Origin of the sequence: Micromonospora sp. NBC_00330, from assembly GCF_036136635.1 — a bacterium.
Lineage (GTDB): Bacteria > Actinomycetota > Actinomycetes > Mycobacteriales > Micromonosporaceae > Micromonospora > Micromonospora salmantinae.
Window position 1 is genome coordinate 1185034 of record NZ_CP108012.1, and the last position, 23643, is coordinate 1208676.

11 protein-coding genes are annotated in these 23643 nt (G+C 71.0%); 8 read left to right on the forward strand and 3 right to left on the reverse strand.

Annotated features, from left to right (window positions below):
• Positions 1 to 14 precede the first annotated feature (14 nt).
• The 7 genes from OG598_RS05275 to OG598_RS05305 all read left to right on the forward strand — a co-directional run bounded on the left by OG598_RS05275 (position 15) and on the right by OG598_RS05305 (position 21373).
• Positions 15 to 788: a hypothetical protein gene (locus OG598_RS05275; protein ID WP_328653292.1), complete on the forward strand. Its 774-nt coding sequence runs from the start codon at positions 15 to 17 to the stop codon at positions 786 to 788.
• A 228-nt stretch (positions 789 to 1016) separates the two neighbouring features.
• Positions 1017 to 2246 carry a cytochrome P450 gene (locus tag OG598_RS05280; protein WP_328653293.1) on the forward strand — a complete coding sequence of 410 codons (1230 nt, stop codon included), beginning with the start codon at positions 1017 to 1019 and terminating at the stop codon, positions 2244 to 2246.
• Complete coding sequence (locus tag OG598_RS05285; protein ID WP_328653294.1) at positions 2243 to 2470, forward strand: ferredoxin; 228 nt, start codon at positions 2243 to 2245, stop codon at positions 2468 to 2470. The genes OG598_RS05280 and OG598_RS05285 overlap by 4 nt, the downstream gene beginning before the upstream one ends.
• A 303-nt stretch (positions 2471 to 2773) precedes the next feature.
• Positions 2774 to 12178, forward strand: a complete 9405-nt coding sequence (locus OG598_RS05290) for a neuraminidase-like domain-containing protein (protein WP_328653295.1) — start codon at positions 2774 to 2776, stop codon at positions 12176 to 12178.
• Positions 12179 to 12187: 9 nt separating this feature from the next.
• Positions 12188 to 19846: a SpvB/TcaC N-terminal domain-containing protein gene (locus tag OG598_RS05295; protein ID WP_328653296.1), complete on the forward strand. Its 7659-nt coding sequence runs from the start codon at positions 12188 to 12190 to the stop codon at positions 19844 to 19846.
• A 38-nt stretch (positions 19847 to 19884) separates the two neighbouring features.
• Positions 19885 to 20724 (forward strand): helix-turn-helix domain-containing protein, encoded by an 840-nt coding sequence (locus OG598_RS05300; RefSeq protein WP_328653297.1) that lies wholly within the window; start codon positions 19885 to 19887, stop codon positions 20722 to 20724.
• 67 nt (positions 20725 to 20791) lie between these two features.
• On the forward strand, positions 20792 to 21373 hold the full coding sequence (locus tag OG598_RS05305; protein ID WP_328653298.1) for a dihydrofolate reductase family protein: 582 nt from the start codon (positions 20792 to 20794) through the stop codon (positions 21371 to 21373).
• Positions 21374 to 21472: 99 nt separating this feature from the next.
• Here OG598_RS05305 and OG598_RS05310 read toward each other — a convergent pair whose 3' ends face one another.
• Positions 21473 to 21955: a GNAT family N-acetyltransferase gene (locus tag OG598_RS05310; RefSeq protein WP_328653299.1), complete on the reverse strand. Its 483-nt coding sequence runs from the start codon at positions 21953 to 21955 to the stop codon at positions 21473 to 21475.
• A gap of 305 nt (positions 21956 to 22260) precedes the next feature.
• A complete protein-coding gene (locus OG598_RS05315; protein WP_328653300.1) occupies positions 22261 to 22512 on the reverse strand; it encodes a DUF7003 family protein in 252 nt (83 codons plus the stop codon).
• 97 nt (positions 22513 to 22609) lie between these two features.
• Here OG598_RS05315 and OG598_RS05320 point away from each other — a divergent pair, with 97 nt between their 5' ends.
• The gene (locus OG598_RS05320) at positions 22610 to 23005 is read left to right on the forward strand and encodes a VOC family protein (RefSeq protein ID WP_328653301.1); all 396 of its coding nucleotides are present in this window, start codon (positions 22610 to 22612) and stop codon (positions 23003 to 23005) included.
• Between the two features lie 68 nt (positions 23006 to 23073).
• Here the strand turns inward: OG598_RS05320 and OG598_RS05325 are convergent, their stop codons facing one another.
• Positions 23074 to 23589 (reverse strand): hypothetical protein, encoded by a 516-nt coding sequence (locus OG598_RS05325; RefSeq protein WP_328653302.1) that lies wholly within the window; start codon positions 23587 to 23589, stop codon positions 23074 to 23076.
• Positions 23590 to 23643: the final 54 nt, after the last annotated feature.

Here is a 23643-nt window from a genome sequence, read left to right on the forward strand (position 1 = left end):
CTTGGAGGATGACAATGCGCAGTTTTCTGGCGGTGTTCAGCGCCGCCTTGATCCTCGGCACCGCGGTCGGCAGCGTTCCGGCCGGCGCAGCGGGGGCCTCCCCGCCCTCGTGCCCCCGTGGCCTGCTCTTCTGTGAGGACTTCGAGCGACTGCCTCTCGGAGGGCCGAGCACGTTGAACTGGGGCGTCGACACCCGCCACGGCACGCTCACCGTCGAACGTGCCCGTCGTGGCAACCAGGTGTTGCACATCCAGACCGTCGACAACGGACGCGCCTTCCTGCGCGTCGACGACTTCACCGCCCCGGGCAACCGCTTCTACGGCCGGATGCGTCTGCGCGTCGACGCCTTCCCCACGGCCCCGGACTGGGCGCACTTCACGCTGGTGGAGGCGACCGGCACCGGCAGCGCTGAGGTCGTCCGCCCGGTCGGCGGGCAGTACGCGCCCACGGTCCCCGGAACCTTCTGGGGAGTCGGCGCCGACGGGGGTCCGACCGGTGACTGGACCAACTGGCGGGAGTCCGCCCCGGTCGTCGAGGACACCTGGCAGTGCTTCGAGTGGAAGTTCGACGCGGCGGACAACCGCGTCGCGGTGTGGATCGACGGCGTGGCGAACCCGGAGCTGACAGCCTCCACGAGCGACCACGGTGGCAACGATGTTCCCTTCGTCCTGCCGACCGTCGACACGGTGAAGATCGGCTGGCAGCTCTACCAGGGCGGCACGACGCCGGGCGAGTTCGACCTCTGGATCGACGACATCGCCCTTTCGAGCAAGCGGCTCGGCTGCTGATCCGGGACCAGTCCCGATGAACGTCACCGCCGGGGTGTGGCTTTGTTGCCGCACCCCGGCGGGGGCCGGCCTCCATGGCGATCATCGATATCTGCCGCTACGATCCGACATCGACAGACTACTGAGCGTCGATGTGCGCTGTCCGCACGTCCTGGACGTTGGCAGTCCGGCGCCGCACGAACCTGGTGCCGGCCCGAGGATCACGCCGTCTCGACGAAGGGAACCCGGATGACGGAGAGCGCGCAGACCACCGATAGCCGAACCGTTCCGCCGGCCCGGTCGTACCCGTTCAGTGTGCCCGACCGCCTCGTCGTCGACCCGACCTACGGCGAGCTGCGCGAGAACGAGCCGATGACCCGGGTGAAGCTCCCCTACGGCGAGGAGGCGTGGCTCGCCACCCGGTACGAGGACGTCCGCACTGTCCTCGGCGACGTGCGGTTCGGCCGCGCCCCGGCCGTCCAGCGCGACGAGCCCCGGCTCACCCCGCGCCAGCAGTACAGCGGCATGCTGACCCTGGACCCGCCCGATCACACCCGGCTGCGCCGCCTGGTGGCGAAGGCGTTCACGGCACGTCGGGTAGAGGCGCTGCGACCCCGAACCCAGGAGATCGCCAACGCACTGGTCGACGACATGGTCCGGCTCGGTCCTCCGGCCGACCTGGTGGAGCACGTCGCCACGCCGCTGCCGATCCAGGTGATCTGCGAGCTGCTCGGGGTCCCGTACGCCGACCGCGACCGCTTCCACATCTGGTCCGAGACGATCGTCTCGACCACTTCCCTGCCCATGGAAACGATCCAGGAGTACCTGAACAACCTCTGGGGCTACATCGGTGATCTGGTCGCCGAGCGCCGCCGCGAGCCGGGAATCGACGACCTGCTCGGCGCGTTGGTGCGGGCCCGCGACGAAAATCAGGATCGGCTCAGCGAAACCGAGCTGGTGGAGCTGGCTGGAGGGCTGCTCGCGGCCGGCCACGAGACCACTGTGACCCAGATCCCCAACTTCGTCTACGTCCTGCTGCACAACCCGGAGCAGCTCGCTCGGCTGCGGGCCGACCCGTCGCTGGTGCCGGCCGCGGTCGAGGAACTGTTGCGGTACGTGCCGCTCGGCGTCGGCTCATCCTTCGCCCGGTACGCCAAGGAGGACGTCGAGGTCGGCGGGGTGCTGGTCCGGGCAGGTGAGCCGGTTCTCGGCTCACTGTCATCGGCGAACCGCGACGCTACCGTCTTCGCCGACCCGGACCGGCTGGATTTCGAGCGTGAGCAGAACCCACACCTGGGCTTCGGGCACGGCGTCCACCACTGCGTCGGCGCGCAGCTGGCCCGCATGGAGTTGCAGGTCGCCGTCTCCACCCTCGTGACACGCCTGCCCGGATTGCGTCTCGCCGTACCGGAAGCCGAGCTGGAGTGGAAGCGGGGCATGTTGGTGCGGGGCCTGCTCGGCATGCCGGTGGCCTGGTGAGCACCGCCTGGCGAATCGGGGTGGACTCGAGCCGGTGCATCGGCACGAGCATCTGCGCCGGTACCGCGCCCGAGCACTTCCGCCTGGTCGACGGTCTGTCCGCGCCGCTGGCCGACGTCGTCGCCCCGGCCGACGTCGTCCTCGACGCCGCCGACTCGTGCCCGGTGGAGGCGATCACGGTCCACGACGTCACCGACGACCGGCTGATCGCGCCGCAGGAGTAACCCGAGATCCAGCCCGGCCGTCTGCGCCCACGAGCTGGGCAGGTGTGGAAGTTCGGCAGATCAGCGACGGGGCGCTCGCTCTGCCACTGAGGCAGACCATCACCGCGTACCGGCCGTTGCGCCCCGGCGGCTCCGCCACCGGCCGTACCGGCAGTGCCCGCTGCCGATCAGCCAGACGGGAAGGCGGATCTTGGACAGTGCGATGCTGGCGGGCACCTCCGATCCGCAGGATGCCAGGTAGCTCCCGGTCGCACCGGCGTCAGACAGCCGCCGTCGCCGGCTGTTGGACGATCGGAGATGCTCATGACCACCCCGATGGGCTCGCGCCGGCACCGCCCCAGCGACGACGTCCGGCGGCTGCACACCGCGCTGCTGCGGATGCCCGTCGACATCGCCACCGACGAACTGGTCGACGCCCGGTACGGGCCGACCACCCGGCGTGGGGTGGCTGAGTTCCAACGGGCGCACAAGCTGCCGGTGACCGGCACTGTGGACGGGGCGACCCGGGACGCGGTGCAGATGGTGCTTGCCGAGCCGCCGTCCCGGTTCGTCGTGGTGGGTCGGGTGCGTTGGGTCGACGGGCAGCCGGCGAACGCTCTGACGGTCGGCGCGTTCGACCGGGACCTGCGAGACGCCGAGCAGCTCGGCGAGGCGACCACGGGGGACGACGGGCTGTATCGCGTCGACTATTCGCGGGACCGGTTCACCCGCTCGGAGAAGCAGTCCGCTGACCTGTTCGTCAGGGTGTCCGCTGGTGATCGCCTCCTGTCCGATCCGCCGCTGAGCGCGGTGCTGTTCAACGCCCCCGAGCTGGCCGTGCTCACAGTGGATCTGTCCGGTGGCGGGGACCGGGAACGCAGTGAGTACGAGCGGATCCTCGCCACGATCGTTCCGCTGCTCGGCCAGGTCCCGCTGTACGAGCTGCGGCAGGACGACGAGGCCGAGGACGTGACGTTCCTGGCCGCCGAGACCGGACTGCCCGCGACGGCGCTGGCGCACTTCGGTGTGGCGCAGAAACTGGCCGCGTCCTACAAGCTGCCGGCGGTGTTCGGCTACGCGCTGTTCGCCGAGCGGACGCTGTTGACCACGAGCCGCACCGGCGCCGCACTCGCGCGGTTCGACGTCGATCTGAACACCGAGCTGCGGCCGCTGTACTACGACATCGCCCTGCTCGACGAGCACACCGTCCGGAACGCCGTCGCCGACGCCGTGCGCCATCGGTTCGTTCCCGAGGACCTGCTCGGCGAGCTGGACCGGATCCTCGCCATGCTGGCCCGGGTACGGCCGGAGGCCAAGGAGTACGTGGCGCAGGAACGACCGAAGGTGTTGTACGGGCGGGTGGAGCGGTTCCTCGCCGACGGCGCGCACGAGCGGGTGCAGAGTCTCCTCGCCGCCGACGCCGCCGGTGACCTGCCCGGGCTGATCGCCCGGCTGGCCGAGGCTGCGGCGTTTCCCGACCGGTCGGCCGCCGAGGCGGCCGGCGCGGCGAGCGTGCTGGCCGACGTGCTGGGCTACGACGAGACGATTGTCGACCGGGTCCGCGACCACGAGGGGATCGAGGGGGCGGCCGACGTACGCCGGCTGGCCCGGCTGGCCCCGGCGGACTGGCGGCGGGTGTTGCGGGACAGCACCACTGATGTCCGGGTCGCCGGTCAGCCGGTCCGGCCGGAGCTGATCGACCTGCACGCCGGCGCGTTGGCCCGCAAGCTGGAGAGGCGCTATCCCACCACGGCCTTCACCGCGCAGCTCGAACGCGACGCGGGCACCGTGGTCGGCACCGCAGACGCAGACGCAGACGACGCCGAACGATCCGACGGCAGCGGCGATCGGCCGGGGCCCGGTCGACGGGCCGACCCCGACGAGCAGGCCGGCAAGACCGAACAGCCCGGCACCGACGAGCGGGCCAGCGCCGCCGAGCGCGCCTTCGGTGGGCACCGGGACGCGGTGCTCGAACTGCTCACCGCGAATCCGGACTTCGACCTCGCGACGGGCAACGTGGAGCGGCTGCTGCGGGACCACCCGGAGCGGCTGCGGACCGGGCGGCCGGCGCTCAAGGCCGCGCAGCGGATCTTCAAGCTGGCGCCGACCTATCGGCAGACGACGGCGTTGCTGGCGGCCGAAGTGCCGTCGGCGGCCCGGATCCACGCCCTCGGCGAGACGCGGTTCGTGGCCACCGCCGTGAACACCGGCCGGTTCACCGACGAGCAGGCCCGGTCGGTGTATCGCCGGGCCGTGGACGTGCACGTGGCGAGCGGGTTGCTGGCCGGCGAACTCCAGAGCGCGGCGCGGGCGCTGCCGGTCCGGGCCCTGGGCGGCTCGGCGGCCCCGGACCTCACCCCTGTCAGCGCCGACTTTCCCAACCTGAGCAGCCTGTTCCAGCTCGCCGACTCGAGCTACTGCGAGCCGTGCCGCAGCGTGCACAGCGCCGCCGCGTACCTGGTGGACGTTCTTCAGTTCCTCGGCAACCGGCTGGTCACCGACGCCGACACGCCCGGTCCGGCCACCAAGGTCGCCCGGGACGTCCTGTACGGTCGCCGGCCGGACCTCGGCGACCTGGATCTGAGCTGCGAGAACACCGACCTTCCGTTGCCCTACCTGGATCTGGTGTGCGAGCTGCTGGAGGAGGCGGTGGCGCCGGACGCGGGCCTGGCGTTCGGGGGTCCGCTGAGCGGTGGCGTCGATCCGGTGGAGGCGCCGTCGGCCGGGTTGCTGAGCCTGTTGCAGGGCCAGGGATGGCCGTTCACCGACCGATCGCTCGTGTACGAGCCGGACCTGGCCGGGGCCCGCGTCGTACGGGACGTCGGCGTGGTGGCCAAGGCGACCCCGGACGGGGCCGGCGGGTGGTTCGTGCGCCGACTGCGTCAGACCACCGGCACCGCGCTGGAGTTGGCGGCCGCGCCGCAGTACGTGAATGCCGCCGCCTACGCCCTGTTGGCGGGCAGCCGGTACGCGTTCGCCCTGCCGTTCGACCTGGCGCACGAGGAGACCCGCAGCTACTTCGCCCAGTTCGACATCGCCCGGGCCGACGTGATGCGGGCGCTGCGCCGGTCGGCGGGCCCGAGCGACGAGGCCATCGCGGCCGAGGAGCTGGGGATCAGCGACGCGCAGCGGCAGTTGGTGGTCACCGCCGACCCGGCCGCTCAGGACGACATCTGGAACACGGCGCCACTCGGCGCGCTGGGCGGCATCGCCCGGGTGGACAACTTCCTCGCTCGGGCGCGCCTGGACTATCGGGAGTTGACCGAGCTGTTGGCGCTGGCCTGGGTCAATCCCGGGAACGCCATGTTCGTCAAGCACCTGGACACCGGGTCCGACCTCAGCGCGAAGCGGATCCAGCAGCTCACCGACGCGCGCCTGGACCGGATCCACCGGTTCCTGCGCCTGCTGCGCGCGCCGGCCTGCACCGGGTGGACGCCGCCGCTGTTGGACCGGGCGATCCGGGCCGACGCGCTGGGCGGGGGTGCCCTGGACGACGACCTCCTGGTCGCGGTGGCGGCGCTGCACCGGCTGGCGGCGCGGCTCGGGCTGCCGTTGCCCGAGGTGGTCGACCTGTTCGCGCCGCTGGACGAGGCGCGGTACGCCGAGGTGTTCCGCAACACGGCGAACGGCCCGGTCCTCGAAGCGTTCGAGCCGGCCAACGTGCTCGCCAACGAGCAGGCGGAGCTGACCACACCCGGCTCGGGCGCTCCGCTGTCGGCGCACGAGGCGTACCTGGCGACCTGCCTGGGTGCCACGACGGCGGACACCGCGCTGCTGGTGGCCGACCTTCCGGCCCCGGCGATCGTCAGCAACGTCGGCCTGCACGCGGTGTACGCCGGGACGCTGCTGGCCCGGGCGCTCGGGCTCACCACCACCGAGTACCTGATCATGAAGGATCTGATCGGGTCGGATCCGCTCACCGCACCGGCCGCCGCGCTGGACTTCGTCGAACTGTTCGACGCCGCCCGGGCCGGCACCGGCATCCGCCCGGCGGACCTGCGCTACCTGCTCCGACACGTTGCCGACGACCTGGCCGCGCGGGACCTGCCGGACGAGACGCTGACCGCGGTGCTCACCGGATTGCAGGCCGGCTACCAGAGCGGGTACGCGGCGACCCGACCCGCTGTCGACCCGGCGGCGCCCCCCGAGGAGAACCTGCCGGGCATGCGTGCCCTGTTGGCCACAGTGCCCGGGATGACCGAGGCGGACCTGGCCGGCTTCGCCTCGATCATGGACGGTGGTTGGACCGATGCGGTGACCACCCCGGCGCAGTTCGTCGACGCGAAGCTCGCCGCCCTGGTGGACACCACACCGATAACAGCGGCGATCGTGGCCAACCCCACCGAGGCCCAGCAGACCACGCTGCTGCTGGCCATCACCACTGCCCTGTCCAGCTACGCGTACACCCGTACCAAGCGGGAGTTGGCGGTGGCGGCGGTGGCCGACACCTTCGGGTTCTCGGCGGACGCCGCAGCGACAGTGCTGGCCGGCGCGGAGCTGACCCGGCCGCTGCTCGCGGTGCTCACCGACGACGCGCTGGTGGACCTGGCGAACGAGCCGCCCGCGCCGCCGGCGGTCACCCCGGCCGGGTTCGACGAGCAGTACCGGGCACTGCGCCTGCTGCACGTGCTGAGCCGGCTCGTCGAGCACCTGACGGTGCCCGACGCGGACCTCGGCTGGCTGCTGACGAACGCCGGGTCGCTCGGCTGGCTGGCCCCGGACCAGGTGCCCTACCAGACCGGCCGGCCGCCGGTCCCGTTGGCCGACTGGATCCGGTTGGCCGCCGGGGTCGAGCTGGCCCGCACCTACCCGCCGGTGGCGAACCCGCTGGACGCGACCGCGCCGTGGACGGTGTACGGGCTGTTCGACCTGGTCCTGGCGGCCGGCACCACCGCCGCGCAGGTCCACACCCATTTGGCGCAGCTCGGCGGCTGGGACGCCACAGTGCTAGCTGACTTGGACGCTCACCTCGAACTGTCGGCGGTGAACCTCACTGCGTACCGGTCGCCGGCGACGATCCAGCGGCTGGCCCAGGCGCTCACAGTGCTGCGCCGGCTGGGCCTACCGGTGGCGGCGGCGGTGCCGCTGGGCCAGCCCGTCACCACGGCGGCGGGGGCGGCCACCATGCGGCAGGCCCTGAAGGCGCGCTACGCCGAGGCCGAGTGGTTCGGGGTGCTCCAAGGGGTGCAGGACCGGCTGCGGGTGGCCAAACGGGACGCGCTGGTCGCGTACCTGTTGGCCGAGAACCCGGGGCTGCGCGACACCAACGACCTGTACGACCACTTCCTCATCGATGTCGAGATGGGCGCCTGCATGGCGACGTCGCGCATCGTGCAGGCCCACGCCACAGTTCAGTTGTTCGTGCAGCGCTGCCTGCTGGGCCTGGAGCCGGACAGCGTCGCGGCGGTCACCGAGGATCCGGGTTGGGACCAGTGGAACTGGATGGCCAACTACCGGGTGTGGGAGGCCAACCGGAAGATTTTCCTGTATCCGGAGAACTGGATCCTGCCGGAGTTGCGGGACGACAAGTCGGAGCTCTTCACCGAGCTGGACGACCAGTTGCAGCAGGACGAGCTGACCGACCTGGCGGTGGAGAACGCCACCATCGCGTACCTGGAGAAGCTGGACGACCTGGCGCACCTGGACGTCATGGCCTGCTACTACCAGCACGACAGGTATCTCATGCACGTGTTCGCCCGCACCCGGGGCGGCGACCCGACGGTGTACTACCACCGACAGTTCGAGCGGGAGCGGTACTGGACGCCGTGGCGGCGGGTGCCGCTGGACATCGCGGGTGACCACCTGCTCGCCTTCGACCGCAACAGCCGGCTCACACTGGCCTGGCCGGTCTTCACGCAGGAGACGGACACGGCGCAGACCTCACAGATTCCGGACCCGGACGGCATCCCGCCGGGCGGCACGGAGACGGAGCGGCCGCGCCGGCGGTGGCGGATCCAGCTGGCCATCGGCGAGCGGACGCAGGACCGTTGGCAGCCGAAGAAGATCTCCAAGGACGCGCTGTACTACCCGGCCAGCGGCTACCGGGAGGACCTCCCCGCGGCGGACGAGTTCACCTGTTTCGCGTACGCGGCCGGAGCGGCCGGCCAGGCGATCAGCGTGCTCACCGGCACCGAGTTCGTCGGCTCGTTCGCGTTGACCGGCTGCCGAGGCTATCCGGAGCCGGTGCCGGGCGGCGGTTCCGGCAACCTGCTGCTGTCGCCGGTGTTCAAGGACACCGAGCTGCTGGCCGAACGGTTCACCGAACTGGTCTTCCGGGAACAGAACGACCTGGCGATCAGCACCCCGCTGATGGGCGCGTTCCAGACGCTGGTGGCGCAGACGCCCGGCCGGTTCCGGGTGACGTACCCCATGCAGATGTCCTTGCTCGACTGGATCATCATGCTGCTGGGGATGGCGCAGAGCGTCCGAGGCACCCACGACCGCCGGCCGGTACTGCCACTGGGCACCCTGATGCCGTACTTCTACGGCGATTACGACCGTGGTTACGTGATCATCCCGGGCTTCTACGACCGGCGTGCCGAGGACCCGGCGGACCGGATCGAGAAGACGTACAGCGACGTGGACGAGTTCGCCAGCGACGTGTTGGCGCTGCTCACCGAGTACCTGCGCCGATACGCCGAGGACCCGGCGCACGACCTCGCGGCCGCCGTGCAGGCGATGACCGAGGACGCGGAGTACCACCGGCTGATCGCCGAGTTCGAGGTCTACGGCACCCTGTCGTACGGGGTGAGGTTCGCGAACTTCTACCACCCGCTGCTGTGTTTCCTACGGGCCACCGTCTACCGGTCGGGCGTGCCGGCGATGCTGAGTCGGACCACCCAGCTCACCAACACGGGCTTCGACTTCGCTGCCACCTATCAGCCGGAGCCGGTGGTCGTGTCGCCGTACCCGGTGGAGGACCTGGACTTCGCCTCCGACGGCGCGTACGCGGGCTACAACTGGGAGCTGTTCTACCATCTCCCGTTCGACATCGCGCTGCGACTCAACCGGGACCAGCGGTTCGCCGAGGCACGGAACTGGTTCCACCACATCTTCAACCCGGTCGGCACCGCCGACGGCGCCGCCGCCCCGCAGAAGTACTGGGTCACCAAGCCGTTCTTCCAGACCGGAGTGCCCGAGCTGCTCGACCAGCGGATCGGCGACATCCTCACGGCGATCGCAGCCGACCCGTCGGGGGCCAGCATCACCGACCTGAAGTTCGCTGTGGAGCAGTGGCGGGGGAAGCCGTTCAACCCGCACGTGGTGGCCCGCAGCCGGCCGGTCGCCTACCAGCTCGCCGTGGTGGTCAGCTACATCAAGAACCTGGTCGACTGGGGTGACCAGTTGTTCCGGCAGTTCACCCGGGAGTCCGTCACCCAGGCCACCCAGCTCTACATCCTGGCCGACAAACTGCTCGGGCCGAAGCCGAGCGTGGTGCCGCCGCTGGTGAGCCCGGCTCCGGCCACCGTCAACCAGCTCCAGGCCAAGGTCGACCTGTTCGGCAACGCGCTGCTGGACCTGGAGAACCTGATTCCCGACCTGGACCTGCTGCCGCACGGCGGGGCGGAACTGCCCAGCCCGCTGAGCTACTCGGCGCTGTACTTCTGCATACCGCCCAACGAGGAGATGCTCCGGCTGTGGGACCTGATCGCCGACCGGCTGTTCAAGATCCGAAACTGCCAGAACATCGACGGGGTGGAGAGCATGCTCGCCCTGTTCTCGCCGCCGATCGACCCGGGGGCGCTGGTCCGGGCCGCCGCCGCCGGCATGTCCGTCTCGTCGTTCCTGGCCGGGCTCGGCGCACCGCTGCCGAACTACCGGTTCCGGGTGCTGGCCCAGAAGGCCACCGAACTCGTCGGGTACGTCGGTGAGCTGGGCGGCGGGCTGCTCGCGGCCATGGAGAAGCGGGACGCCGAGCACCTCGTCCGGCTGCGCGCCGGCCAGGAGATCGCCCTGCTCGACGCGGTACGGGCGGTCAAGCTCGCCACCATCGCGGAGGCCGAGGGCAACGTCGCGGCGCTGGAACTGAGCCGCAAGGTGGTGGAGGAGCGGCAACGCTACTACGCCGGCCGGCCGTACATGAACGCCTGGGAGATCACCGCCACCGCGTTGTCCGGGGTGTCGCTGCTCGGCGAGACCGCGATCATGGTGGGCTACATCCTGTCCGGGGGGCTGAAGCTGATTCCCAACTTCACCGCCGGCGGGGCCGGCTTCGGTGGCTCACCCACTGTGACCCTCACCCTCGGCGGGGACAAGGTCGGTGCCGCCGCCGACTCGGCGGTGATGACCCTGGAGGCGATCGCCCGGGCCCTGGACAAGGCCGCCGGGATGGCCGCCAACCAGGGCGGCTACCGCCGCCGGATGGACGACTGGGAGCACCAGGCGGCGCTGGCCGGTCTCGAACTGACCCAGCTCGACCAGCAACTCCTCACCGGGCGGCTGCACGTGGCCATGCTCACCGACGAGCTGGCGGCGCACGACCGGGAAGCCGACAACGCCCGGGCCACCGAGGAGTACCTGCGCGGCAAGTACACGAACACCGAGCTGTACCAGTGGATGGTGAGCCGGGCCAGCTCCGTCTACTTCGGTGCGTACCAGCTCGCCTTCGACGTGGCGAAGAAGGCCGAGCGGTGCTTCGCCCACGAGCTGGGCAGCGAGGCCACGTTCCTGCAACCCGGCTACTGGGACAGCCTGCGCAAGGGGCTGACGGTGGCCGACGCGCTGCGCCACGACCTGAAGCGGATGGAGGTGGCCTACCTCGACCGGCACAGCCGCGAGCGCGAGCTGACCCGGCACGTCTCGCTGGCACAGCTCGACCCGGCGGCGTTGATCGAGCTGCGGGCCACCGGCAGTTGCGTGGTCAACGTGCCGGAGGCGCTGTTCGACCTGGACCACCCCGGGCACTACTTCCGCCGGCTGCGCACTGTCAGCCTGTCCATCCCGTGCGTGGCCGGCCCGTACACGCCGGTCACCGCGAAGCTCTCCCTGATCGGCAACCGGTACCGGACCGCCACCGCGGCCCGGCAGGGCGCCACCAGCGCCAAGGACAAGTACACCGAGGTGCCCGGCGACGAGCGGTTCGCGTACAACGTGGGCGGGATCGAGTCGATAGCGACCAGCAGCGGCCTCAGTGACAGCGGCATGTTCGAGCTGAACTTCGCCGACGACCGCTACCTGCCGTTCGAGGGCAAGGGCGCGATCGGCACCTGGCGCCTGGAACTGCCGACGGCAGTCCGCCAGTTCGACTACGACAGCATCAGCGACATCATCCTGCACCTGCGGTACACGGCCCGCGACGGCGGCTCGACGCTGCGCGGCCTGGTCGAGGACTCCCTGCGGGAGGCGCTCAACGAGATGCTTGTCGACGCCGGCCGGACGGGGTTGTACCAGGCATACAGCCTGCGCCACCACTTCCCGGACGAGTGGTGGCAGCTCACCCAGCAGCAGAGCACCGCGCTGACCATCGGCCCGGAGCACCTGCCGTACCTCGCCCGTGACCACCAGCCGGTGGTGGACCAGGTGACCTGGTACGCCCGGGTGGACGGTGATCCCGGGACGTACGACCTCACGGTGGCCGGTGATCCGGTGACGTTGAACCGGGACGCCGACCTGCGGCAGTGCGTGGGGCAGTCCGATCCGCTTGTTCTCGGCACCCCGGTCACGCTGGCGGCCGACCCGGACGGCCTGACCGACCTGGTCGTCCTGCTGCACTACCGGCTCGACGGCTGAGGGGGCGCGGTGACGACCAGCTACCCGGTCGGCGGCGGATCGTGGGGGCCGGCGCCCGGCTCCCGGTGGCGCGGCTCCGCCGATCCGACCGGCGCCGGCGCTTCCGGGGGAGCGGGTGGGGCATTCGGACCGGGCGGGCCGCCGACCGACGCGACCGGCGCCGGTTCGCCGCCGGCCGGTCGGGGCGCGACCGGGCCGGGACTCGGCGGACCGGCGATCAGCCTGCCCACCGGCGGCGGCGCGATCCGGGCCATCGGCGAGACGTTCGCCGCCCACCCGGTCACCGGGACCGGCGGCATGTCCGTTCCCATCCCGGTCAGCGGCGGCCGGTCCGGGTTCCAACCCGACCTGACACTCAGCTACGACTCGGGTGCCGGGAACGGCCCGTTCGGCCTCGGCTGGCAGATGCCCGTGCCGGCGATCAGCCGGCGCACCGACCGCGGTCTGCCCCGCTACGACGACACCGACACCTTCCTGCTGTCCGGGGAGGACGACCTGATCCCGGTGCCTGGCGGCACTCCGGTCGCCGGGCACACGGTGCAGCGGTTCCGGCCACGGACCGAGGGGGCGTTCGCCCGCATCGAGCGGTGGACCCGGGACTCCGATGGTGACGTGCATTGGCGCACCCTGTCCGGGTCGAACCTGCTGGCCGTGTATGGCCGCGACGGCGGCTCCCGCATCGGGCTGGGCGGGCGGGTGCACACCTGGCTGCTCTGCGAGACCCGCGACGATCGGGGCAACGCGGTCAGCTACACGTACAAGGCCGAGGACACCGCCGGCCTGGACCTGGACCGGCCGCACGAGCGGCACCGCGCCGACCGGAACGTCAACCGCTACCTGAAGTCGGTGCGGTACGGCAACACGGTGCCGCTGCTCGACCCCGACGGCCGACGCCCGGTGGACCTGACGCCGACCCAGATCGCCGACGCCGGCTGGCTGTTCGAGGTGGTGCTCGACTACGGCGAGCACCACCCGGACACCCCGCTTCCTGTTGACACCGGAGACTGGACCTGCCGGCCGGACCCGTTCTCCACCTACCGCGCGGGATTCGAGGTCCGCACGTACCGGCTGTGCCGCCGGATCCTGATGTTCCATCACTTCCCGGACGAGCCGGAGGTGGGCGCGAACTGCCTGGTTCGCGCGGTGGAGCTGGAATACGCCACCGGGCCGGTGCTGTCGACACTGGTCGAGGCGACCCAGCGCGGCTACGCCCCGGCCGCCGGCGGCGGGCACACCAGCGCCGCACTGCCCCCGGTGACCTTCGAATACACACCGGCAACCATCGCAGCGACGACCCGGGAACTGGAGCGCGGCAGCCTGGAGAACCTGCCGGCCGGCGTGGACGGGCGGACCGAGCTGTGGGTGGACCTGGACGGGGAAGGGCTCGCCGGGGTGCTGACCGGGCACGAGGGTGCCCTCTACTACCGGCCGAACCTCGGTGCCGGCCGGATCGGCCCGGTCGCCGCGCTGCCCACAGTGCCGTCCCTGACCGACCTGGCCGGCGGACGCCAACAACTGGTCGACGTGAACGGTGACGGGCGGATCGAGCTGGTCCAGCTCGGCACCGTACCGGCCGGTTTCGTCCGCCGCACCGACGACGGCGGCTGGTCCGGCTTCCAGCCGTTCAGCGAGCTGCCCGCCCTCGACTGGGCCAGCCCCGACCTGCTGCTGCTGGACCTCACCGGAGACGGCCGTGCCGACCTGCTGATCGCCGGTGACACAGTGCTGGCCTGGCACGAGTCGCTGGCCGAGGCGGGGTACGGCCCGGCGCGGCCCGTGCTCTGGCCCGCCGACGAGGACCGTGGGCCGCGGCTGCTGCGCTCCGACGACCGGCAGAGCATCTTCCTCGCCGACATGTCCGGCGACGGGCTCACCGACCTGGTCCGGGTCCGCGACGGTTCCGTCTGCTACTGGCCCAACGTCGGCTACGGACGATTCGGCGCCACTGTCGAGATGGACGACGCGCCGTGGTTCACCGGGCTGGACGAGTTCGACCCGGCCCGGGTGCTCCTCACCGACGTGGACGGCACCGGGGCGATGGACCTGTGCTACCTGGGCCGGCGCGAGATCCGGCTCTGGTACAACCAGTCCGGCAACGGCTGGTCGGCCCCCGCCGAGCTGCCCGACCTGCCGCATGTCACACCCGATTCGACTGTGACAGTGACCGACCTGCTGGGCACGGGCACCGGCTGCCTGGTGTGGTCGTCGCCGCTGCCCGGCGACGCCGCCGGCCCGGTGCGCTACCTGAACCTGGCCGCCGACGGCAAGCCGCACCTGCTCACCCGGGTGGTGAACAACCTGGGCGGCGAGACCACCATCCGGTACGCCGCTTCCACCGCCTTCCAGCTCGCCGACCGGCGAGCCGGCCAGCCGTGGGCTACCGGGCTGCCGTTTCCGGTGCAGGTCGTCGAGCGGGTGGAACAGGTGGACCGGATCACCGGGACCCGGCTGGTCACCGGCTACCGCTACCACCACGGGCACTACGACGGCGTCGAGCGGGAGTTCGCCGGTTTCGGCATGGTCGAGCAGATCGACGGCGAGTCGTTCGTGGACCACGTGTTGGGCGTCGAGGCGGTCGACGGGAACCAGGACACCTCGCCCGAGCTGTTCCAGCCACCGGTCACCACGAAGACCTGGTACCACACCGGCGCGCCTGTCGACCTTTCCGCCGAGTGGTACGCCGGCCGGCACCTGCCCACCGCGGAGCTGCCGGCCGGAGTCTCCGCCACCGAGCTGCGAGAGAGCCGGCGGGCGTTGCGCGGCCTGCCGCTTCGGCAGGAGGTGTACTCGTACGACGGCAGCGCCGCGCAGGAGCACCCGTACGGGGTGGTCGAGCAGACGTACCAGGTGCAGCGGCTGGACGCGCGGGTGTTCGTCGCCGTCGAGCGGGAGGCGGTCAGCCTCTCCTACGACCGGCAGCCGGACGAGCCCCGGATCAGCCACCGGCTCAACCTGGTCCTCGGCCCGTACGGCACCGTCGTCCAGGCCGCCGCGGTGGTCTACGGCCGCACCACACCCGATCCGGAGCTGCCCGCCGAGGTGACCGCCGAACAGCGGCGCCGTCACGTCACGTACGGCGAGCAGTGGTACACCCCGGACATCGACGAGACGCTGCCGGTGCCGGCGTACCGGATCCGCGCCGCGTACGAGGCCCTCGGGCACGAACTGACCGGGCTGGCCCCGGCCGGCCCGCTGTTCACCCGCGCCGAACTGCTCGCCGGGTTCGCCGCGGCCACCCCGATCGGGTACGAGGTGGTGGCCGACGAGGTCAGCGCGCAGCGGCGGTTGCTGTCCCGGTCGCAGGTGCGGTTCCGGGACAACGCGCTGACGCCGCTGCCGGCCGGTCAGTGGGACAGCCTGGGGCTGGGGCACCAGACGTACCACCTTGCCTTCACCCCGGCCGTGTTGGCCGCCGGCTACGGCACTGCGGTGACCGACGCGGACCTGGCCGCCGCCGGCTACGTGCACCTCGACGGCGGCCCGGACTGGTGGATCCCCTCCGGCGAGCTGCGCTATCCAGCCGATCCGGCCGCCCACTTCTACGTGTCCAACGGGGCCCGGGACGCGCTGGGGATGGCGACGGCGGTCACCTTCGACGACTACCACCTGCTCACCGAGCGGGTGACCATCGACCAGGCGGCCTGGTCGGTCACCACGGCGGTCAACGACTACCGGGTGCTCGGCCCGAGCCTCGTCACCGACCCGAACGGGCAGCGCCGCGCGGTGCGTTACGACGAGTTGGGCAGGGTGGTGGCCTCGGCGCTGCTCGGCCGGCCCGGCGCCGGGGACGGCGACACGCTCGACGATCCGACGTTGACGTTCACCTACGACCCGTTCAACTGGGTGGTCAACGGCCAGCCCGCGTACAGCCGGGGCCGGCACCGGGAACGGCACGGCCCGACCAACACGCGCTGGCTGGAGAGCTACGAGTACAGCACCGGCACCGGTGGTGTGGCGATCACCAAGTCGCGGGTGCATCCGGGCAGGGCCCTGGAGGTGGGTGAGGACGGGGTGGCCGTCGAGGTCGACGCCGACCCGCGCTGGGTCGGCACCGGGCGCACGGTGGTCAACAACAAGGGCAACCCGGTGAAGCGGTACCAGCCCTACTTCAGCACCACCCACGAGTACGAGGACGCGGCGGCGCTGCGCGAGATCGGCGCCACCGCGATTCGGTACTACGACCCGCTGGGCCGGGCCGTGCTGACCCGGTATCCGGACGGCACCCTCAGTCGGGTCGAGTCCACTGCCTGGTCGCACCGGTTGTTCGACGCCAACGACACGGTGCTCGACAGCCAGTGGTACGCCGAGCGGGGCAGCCCTGCCGTGTCCGATCCGGAACCGGCCGACCCGGCCACCCGCGCCGCGTGGCTCGCCGCCACGCACGCCGACACGCCCTCCGTGATCCACTTCGACAGCCTCGGCCGGGCCGTCTACACGGTGGCCGACCGGGGCGCCGGCCAGCGGTTCGGTGTACGCACCAGGGGAGACCTCACCGGCCGGTCCTCGGACGGGTACGACGCGCTGGGCCGGCACATCGCCAACGCGACCACCGCCATGCACGGCGCGGGGGTGCGCTCGTGGAGCGCGGAGAAGGGCGAGCGGTGGGTGTTCCAGGACGTTCTCGGCGGGGTGCGCCGGATCTGGGACGAACACGGCCGAACCTTCCGCACCACGTACGACGCCCTGCACCGGCCCGTCGGCCTCTACGTCAGCGAGTCCGCCGGCGCGGAGCGCTGCGTGCAGTACGTGGTCTTCGGCGACCGCCATCCGGACGCGGCGACGCTGGGCCTGCACGGCGTGCCGTACCTGGTGTTCGACCCGGCGGGCCAGGTGCGGGTGCCCGAGGTGGACTTCAAGGGCAACCCGCGCCGCGCCGAACGGAGACTCGCCACCGACCACGTCGACGGCCCGGACTGGTCGCCGGTGGCCGCCGCGCCCGACCACGCGGCGCTGCTGGCCGCCGCGGCGCCACTGCTGGAGAGCGAGGTCTTCGGCACCGCCGCCGAGTACGACGCGGTGAACCGCCCGACAGTGGTCACCCTGCCCGACGCCACCGAGCTACGACCGACCTACCTCGAGGGCGGCATGCTGGGCCGGCTCACCGCCCGGCTGCGCGGCCAGGGCGCTGAGGTGGAGTTCCTGTCCGAGCAGGACTACGACGCGCTGGGCCGGCGGCGGTTCGCCCGGCACGGCAACGGGCTGGTCACCGAGTACTTCTACGACCCGACGACGTTCCGGTTGGAACGTCTGCTCACCGCCGGGGTGCGCGACCTGCGCTACACCTACGACCCGGTGGGCAACCTCACCCGGGTGGCCGAGCCGGGCGCGCCCACCTTCTTCGGCAACGCGGCGGTGCCGGCCGCCAGCGACTACGCGTACGACCCGCTCTACCAGTTGGTCCGGGCGAGTGGGCGGGAACTGGCCGGGGCGCCGAACGACGCGATCCGCGACCGGACCGACGTGCCGCCGGCCGGAAGCCTCACCGATCCCGGCGCGGTACGTGCCTACACCGAGGAGTACGAGTACGACCCGCTGGGCAACCTCACAGTGCTCCGGCACCGGTTCCGGACGCAGGCCGGGGTGGGTGCCGGCTGGACCCGGCACCACCGGTACGCGTACCAGGACGACCCGGCCGACGCCACGAACCGGCTGGCCGCCACGAGCCTTCCCGGCGACGCCGACGGCGGCCCCTACTCGGCCCTGTACGCGCACGACGCCGTCGGCAACCTGACCGTCATGCCGCACCTGCCGACCCTGGAGTGGAACGTCCACGACCAACTCCGCCGGGTCGACCTCGGCGGCGGTGGCGAAGCCCGATTCGTCTACGCCGCGAGCGGGCAGCGGCTGCGCAAGGTCGTGGACCGGCCGGGCAGCGTCCAACTTGAATGGATCTTCCTGGGCGCGGTCACCGTGTTCCGGCGGCGCAACCGGGTCACCGGCACCCTCCAGCACGAACGGTGGAGCACCACGATCGCCGACGACACCGGCCCGGTCGCCCAGGTGGACGTCAAGACCGTCGACGTCGGCGGCTTCGACCCGGCCAACCCGCTCGGCGTTCCGCTGATCCGTTACCAGCTCACCAACCACGTCGGCTCGGCCATGCTGGAGACCGACGCGACCGGGGTGCTGATCTCCTACGAGGAGTACCACCCGTACGGCACTACCGCGTACCGGTACGGCCGGCCGGGCGCCGACCTCAGCCTGAAGCGGTACCGCTTCGGCGGCCACGAGGTGGACGACGAGACCGGCTTCTGCTACGCCGGGGCCCGGTACTACGTGCCGTGGCTGGGCAGGTGGGCGAGCAGCGACCCGGGCGGCTTCGCCGACGGGGGCAACCTGTTCCGGTACTGCCGCAACAATCCGGTGGGAATGGTCGACCCGTCCGGGTTCAAGCCCACCACCGTCAAGGGGCCGGAAACCCACGACATCTCCATCACGGAGTCCCACTTCACCGGGTCCGAGAACCCCACGGTGGAGGACTTCCGCCGCTATCTCAGCAGCCACGGCGCGACACTCGACCCACGGATCAACAACAAGAACTCGGTCATCTACTACCAGGCCAACGTCACCCTCAACCTGGAGGGAGGCAACTGGTCCGAGCACCCGGGCGGCACCTGGGTGCTGCACGCCGTACTGCCGCCTCCGGCACCACCCAAGCCGAAACCGGCGCCGCCTCCGCCGCCACCGGAGCCGCCACCGGCCGAGCCGCCGCCACCCGCGCCGGCCCCGCCACCCGAACCGCCGCCAGCCGCGCCGCCGGCCGACTCCGCCGGCAAGGCGCCGGCCGCACCCGGCGCCGTCGGCGGGGCCGCCGCGCACACCGCGCCCGCCGCCGAGAAGTTCATCTGGAACTTCAAGTTCAAGGGCGGCCGGGGAACGTTCCGCGGCAACATCCTCGAATGGCTGTACGGCATGCCGTGGCGCGACAACACAGCGAAGTACGACCTGGAAACCAGCACCACGGTCAAGCAGATCAAGACGACCGACCGGTACGGCAAGGCCGGTGACATCGCCCGGGAGGCGACCCGGGACGCCGACGCCGCGATCCAGGCCAACCCGACCGGCACCATGGCCGGCAAGCGATCCCAGGCCGTCATCATCACCGAGACCGACGCGCCGGCCAGCGCCGGAAACGCGATCCGCACGGCGACCAACCCGGGACGCGGGCGGGACATTCCGGCCAGTGCCACGGCGCCGGAGCACGTGCGCGGACTACCCGGCCGGACCGGCATGCTCGGCAAGGGGCTCGGTATCGCCGGCTTCGGCCTGTCGGCGTTCGCCCTGTGGGGCGACTACCAGCACGGCGACTGGGAGATGGGCGTCGGTGACGCGCTCGGCGCGGTCGGCGGTGGCCTCGAGCTGTACGCCATCGCCGTGCCCGGTGCCACTGTCGCCACCGTCAGCGCGATGACCGCCGGACTGGTGATCGGTGGCATCGGTCTGGCCGCCGTCTCGTACGTCAGCATGAACCGGGCCGCCGAGGCCGGCGACACGCCCGGGGTGGTGGCCGGCGGCGTCGGCATCGGGGCAGGTCTGGCCATCGCCGCGGGTGCCATCGGCATCGCGGCCGGCAGCGTGGTGATCGCTCCGGTCGTGCTCGTGGTCGGCATCGTCGCCGCCATCGGCGTGGGGATCTTCCACGCAGGCCGCTACTTCGACTGGTGGTGACCCAGGTTTCCCGGGGGCACGTCGGCGATACTGTCGGCGTGGAGTACGTGTCCAGACTGCCGCGACCGCCGCTGGACGGGCTGATCGACGACCTTTACTACCTGGAGGGTGCGCCGCCGTACGCCCGGCTGACGCTGCCGGCAAGTCCGGCGGCGTTCCTCGTCGTCAACCTCGGGGCACCGTTTCGCATTCGTGCCGGCTCCGACATCGAGACGGCCGAGTTCGTCGACGGCTGCGTGGTCACCACGCCCACCCGCGCGTTCGAGTTCGGCTACCCACTCCGGACCCGGTCCGTGGGCGTGCACTTCAAGCCGTGGGGGATGGCACCGTTCCTGCCGATGCCCGCAGCGGAGCTGTGTGACCGGCCGGCGACGATTGAGCAGGTGTGGGGCCGGCCCGCCACTGCTGAGCTGCGAGACCGGCTGGCCACGGCCGAGGGACCTCACGAGATGCTGACGCTGCTCGAGGAGGAGCTGACGCGACGGCTGGGCGAGGCGGCTGGCCTGGGGTTGGTCCGCCACACGAGCCGCATCATCGCCGCCACCAGCGGGGCGGTGGCGATCGACGACCTGAGGGTTTCCGCCGGTGTCAGCAGCACCCACCTGGCACAGCGGTTCAAGGAACTCATCGGCGTCACGCCGAAGCGGTTTGCCCGCACCTACCGCTTCGCCGCCACCGTGCTCTCGATCAACCCGGCCGAACCGATCGACTGGGCCGACCTCGCCGGTGGTGCCGGCTACTTCGACCAGGCCCACTTCGGCCACGAGTTCCGGGCCTTCACCGGGCTCACACCGACCCGGTACGTCGAGGTCAGGCGGCGGTTCCTGCGCGAACACCCCGGCCACGTGCTGGACGGCTGGCCGCTACCGACCGATTGATTCCTTACAAGAGCGACAGCCCGCGAAACTCTAACCTGAGGGCATCCCCAAGCAGAGGAGCGCGCCCATGGGCGAAGTAGTCCTGTACGGCTCGGTGTCGCTGGACGGCTTCATCGCGGACGAGAACGACCAGCCCGGCCCGCTGTTCGACTGGTTGACCAGCGGTGACGTCCCGCTGGACGACAGTGGCGTGTTGAAGGTGTCACAAGCGTCCTACGACCACACCCGGCCGTACTGGGACCAGATCGGGGTGACGATCGCCGGCCGCCGCGTCTTCGACCTGACGGACGGCTGGGACGGGAAGCCGCCGAGCGGGATCGACCACGTGGTCGTCGTGACGCACCGGCCGAAGCCCGAGGGCTGGGACCCCGAGGCGCCGTTTCACTTCGTCGACGGCGTCAAGGCAGCAGTGGCCAAGGCGCAGGAACTCGCTGGTGACCGCATCGTCGAGGTCGCCGCTGGCGACGTCGGCGGCCAGGTGCTTGCCGCGGGCCTGGTCGACGAGGTGCGCATGGACGTCGTACCCGTGGTGTTCGGGTCCGGCAAGCGCTACTTCGGGTCGGTGCACGCGCAGCACCTGTTGGAGGATCCTGACGTGGTGGTTCAGGGCAACCGGGTGCTTCACCTGCGCTATCGGGTGCGGCGTTGACCGATCTGGGCGGGCTGGCCGGTGTTGGGCAGGCGCTGTCCGAATGGAAGACGCTGTGACCGGGGCGGGCTGCGTCGCCGCAGCCCGCCCCGGATCTGATCAGAGTTGCCGGTAGTAGACGGCGACCGGCAGCGGCGTACAGCCCAGTGCTTCGTACAGGGCTCGGGCGGGCGCGTGGAATCCGTCCCCGCCCGTGCCGATCGTGACGACCTCGGCACCGAGTTCCCGCATCGCGGCGAACGCATGCTCGCACAGCACGGTGCCCGCGCCGAGCCGGCGGTGCTCCGCGGACACGGCGAGGATGGTGACGCTGGCATTTCGGTGCTCGGGTTCTACTACCCAGGCCACGTAGCCGGCGATGGCGCCATTGATCTCGGCGACCGCGACGTACCGGTGCTCGGCGGGATCGTGGAGTTCGGCAACCTGCTTGACGTAGTCGTCGCGCCACCTGCCGTGCTGGTTGGCGAAGACGACCTCGCCCACGAGAGGGCGGAAGGAGTCTTCGTAGAACGGTCCGAACGTCTCGATGGTCAGTTCGGTGAGCGGGGCCAGGTCATGCTGAAGAAACGAGCGGATACGCATGTGAGTGTGCCTCTCGAGCTGAGGTTCTGACAGCCAACACATCGGGCATCAGATGGCCAGCCGGCGGCCGGAACGGCGGCGAGCCGACCCTCAGTGGCGGGTACGCCAAGCGGCGAAGCAACTCATGAGCGGAATCTTACGGGGGGCTGCAACCGCATTCGTGACACAGAGCGTCCGCCAAGGCTGCGGGGACGAGATCTCAGAGGGCAGCCGCCCTCACATTGCGCGACCTGGCACGGAACTGAATGCGCCCGCGGTCGGGCCACAATGGGCCGTCGCGGCGGGGCCACCAGAGGCCGTCGGAATCAGCAGTGCTCCCGACGGCCCTCAGATCGGCCCATCGGTCGTACCCGGCGGGGAGTGGGGTGGTTGCGACCGGCAGGCCACTGATCCAGGCGAATGATCTCCGGAATGTCGGCCGGGATGCGCCGCCGTAGCTCGACTTCGTCGGCCAGCAGCAACTCCCGGTGGTCCGGGACGAGCCGGCGAAGCACGTCGACCAGTTCCTCGCCGCGCTCAGCGGCGACCGTGATCGGCCAAGGCCCGGCTGCCTTCAAGCGGGCGTTGATGGAGTAGCCGACGATCCGAAGGTGGAACGGTGCGGACCCAGGACCGGGGAGTAGGCCAGCAGGACCCGGTCCCCGGTACGCTGCCGTGGTGCAGATCGACTTAGTTGCCCTGATTGTCGACGAGTACGACCCCGCGATCGCGTTCTTCACCGACGTACTCGGTTTCGACCTCATCGAGGACTCCCCATCACTGACCAACGATGGTCGAGTCAAGCGGTGGGTGGTTGTTCGGCCGCCGGGCGCCCAGACCGGGATCCTGCTCGCTCGCGCCGACGGGGAACACCAACGCGCCGCAATCGGCGACCAGGTAGCCGGCCGAGTCGGCTTCTTCTTCCGCGTCGATGACTTCGACGCCGCTTATCGACGGATGGTCGAGTCCGATGTCACCTTCGTCCGGGAGCCGCGGACCGAGCCCTATGGCCGGGTCGCGGTCTTCCTCGACATCGCCGGCAACCGGTGGGACTTGCTCGGGGCCACTTGACGTCGCGCACCTGTCAGCTGTGTTCCACCCGCGCCCGTTGTCCGGGTGCCTCTGGGGTGTTCGGGTGCTCAGTCGGCGCGGTCCAGCGTGAGGGCGCTGTGCGTGGGGATGCTCGCCCACAGTGCCTGCAATGTGGGGTGGTGCCGCACCTTCCACTCCGCTTCGCCGATCGCGTGGTCTCGCTCCGGTCCCGGCGGACTGAAGTCGAACCCGGTGCCCTGGACGTTGAGCCGGTCGAGATCGGCGAGCGCGGGTGCGTTCGGGAAGACCAGGTCCAGGCTCACCTGCCAGATTTCCGGTTGGTACCAGTCGGTCTGGGCCCAGGTCCCCCGCACGTCGACGGCGAACTGTCGGGTGAAGCTCAGGCTGGGAAGGCGGTCGTGCCAGCTGTACCGGCCCCACTCGACGATGAAGCCGTCGGCGTCGCTGTCGAGCCCTGGCTCCAGACCGTCGACCGGCTGGGCAAGAAACTCGCGGAACGCCTTCCACGCCGCGTCGACGTTGTCCACCCGATCCGGAGCCAGGCCGTGACGGCGTAGCAGCCCGGCCAGTTTCTCCGGCGACTCACGCCACGCAATACCCACTGGTCCAGTCTCCCCACCCGGAACCCCAACCGTCCGCCGTTCAGGTGGACGTCC

What these genes read in the sequence shown, in the direction of transcription:
- OG598_RS05305 (WP_328653298.1), top strand. Translation starts at nt 20,792, where the DNA reads ATGGGCGAAGTAGTCCTGTACGGCTCGGTGTCGCTGGACGGCTTCATC.
- OG598_RS05280 (WP_328653293.1), top strand. Translation starts at nt 1,017, where the DNA reads ATGACGGAGAGCGCGCAGACCACCGATAGCCGAACCGTTCCGCCGGCC.
- OG598_RS05290 (WP_328653295.1), top strand. Translation starts at nt 2,774, where the DNA reads ATGACCACCCCGATGGGCTCGCGCCGGCACCGCCCCAGCGACGACGTC.
- OG598_RS05310 (WP_328653299.1), bottom strand. Translation starts at nt 21,955, where the DNA reads ATGCGTATCCGCTCGTTTCTTCAGCATGACCTGGCCCCGCTCACCGAA.
- OG598_RS05275 (WP_328653292.1), top strand. Translation starts at nt 15, where the DNA reads ATGCGCAGTTTTCTGGCGGTGTTCAGCGCCGCCTTGATCCTCGGCACC.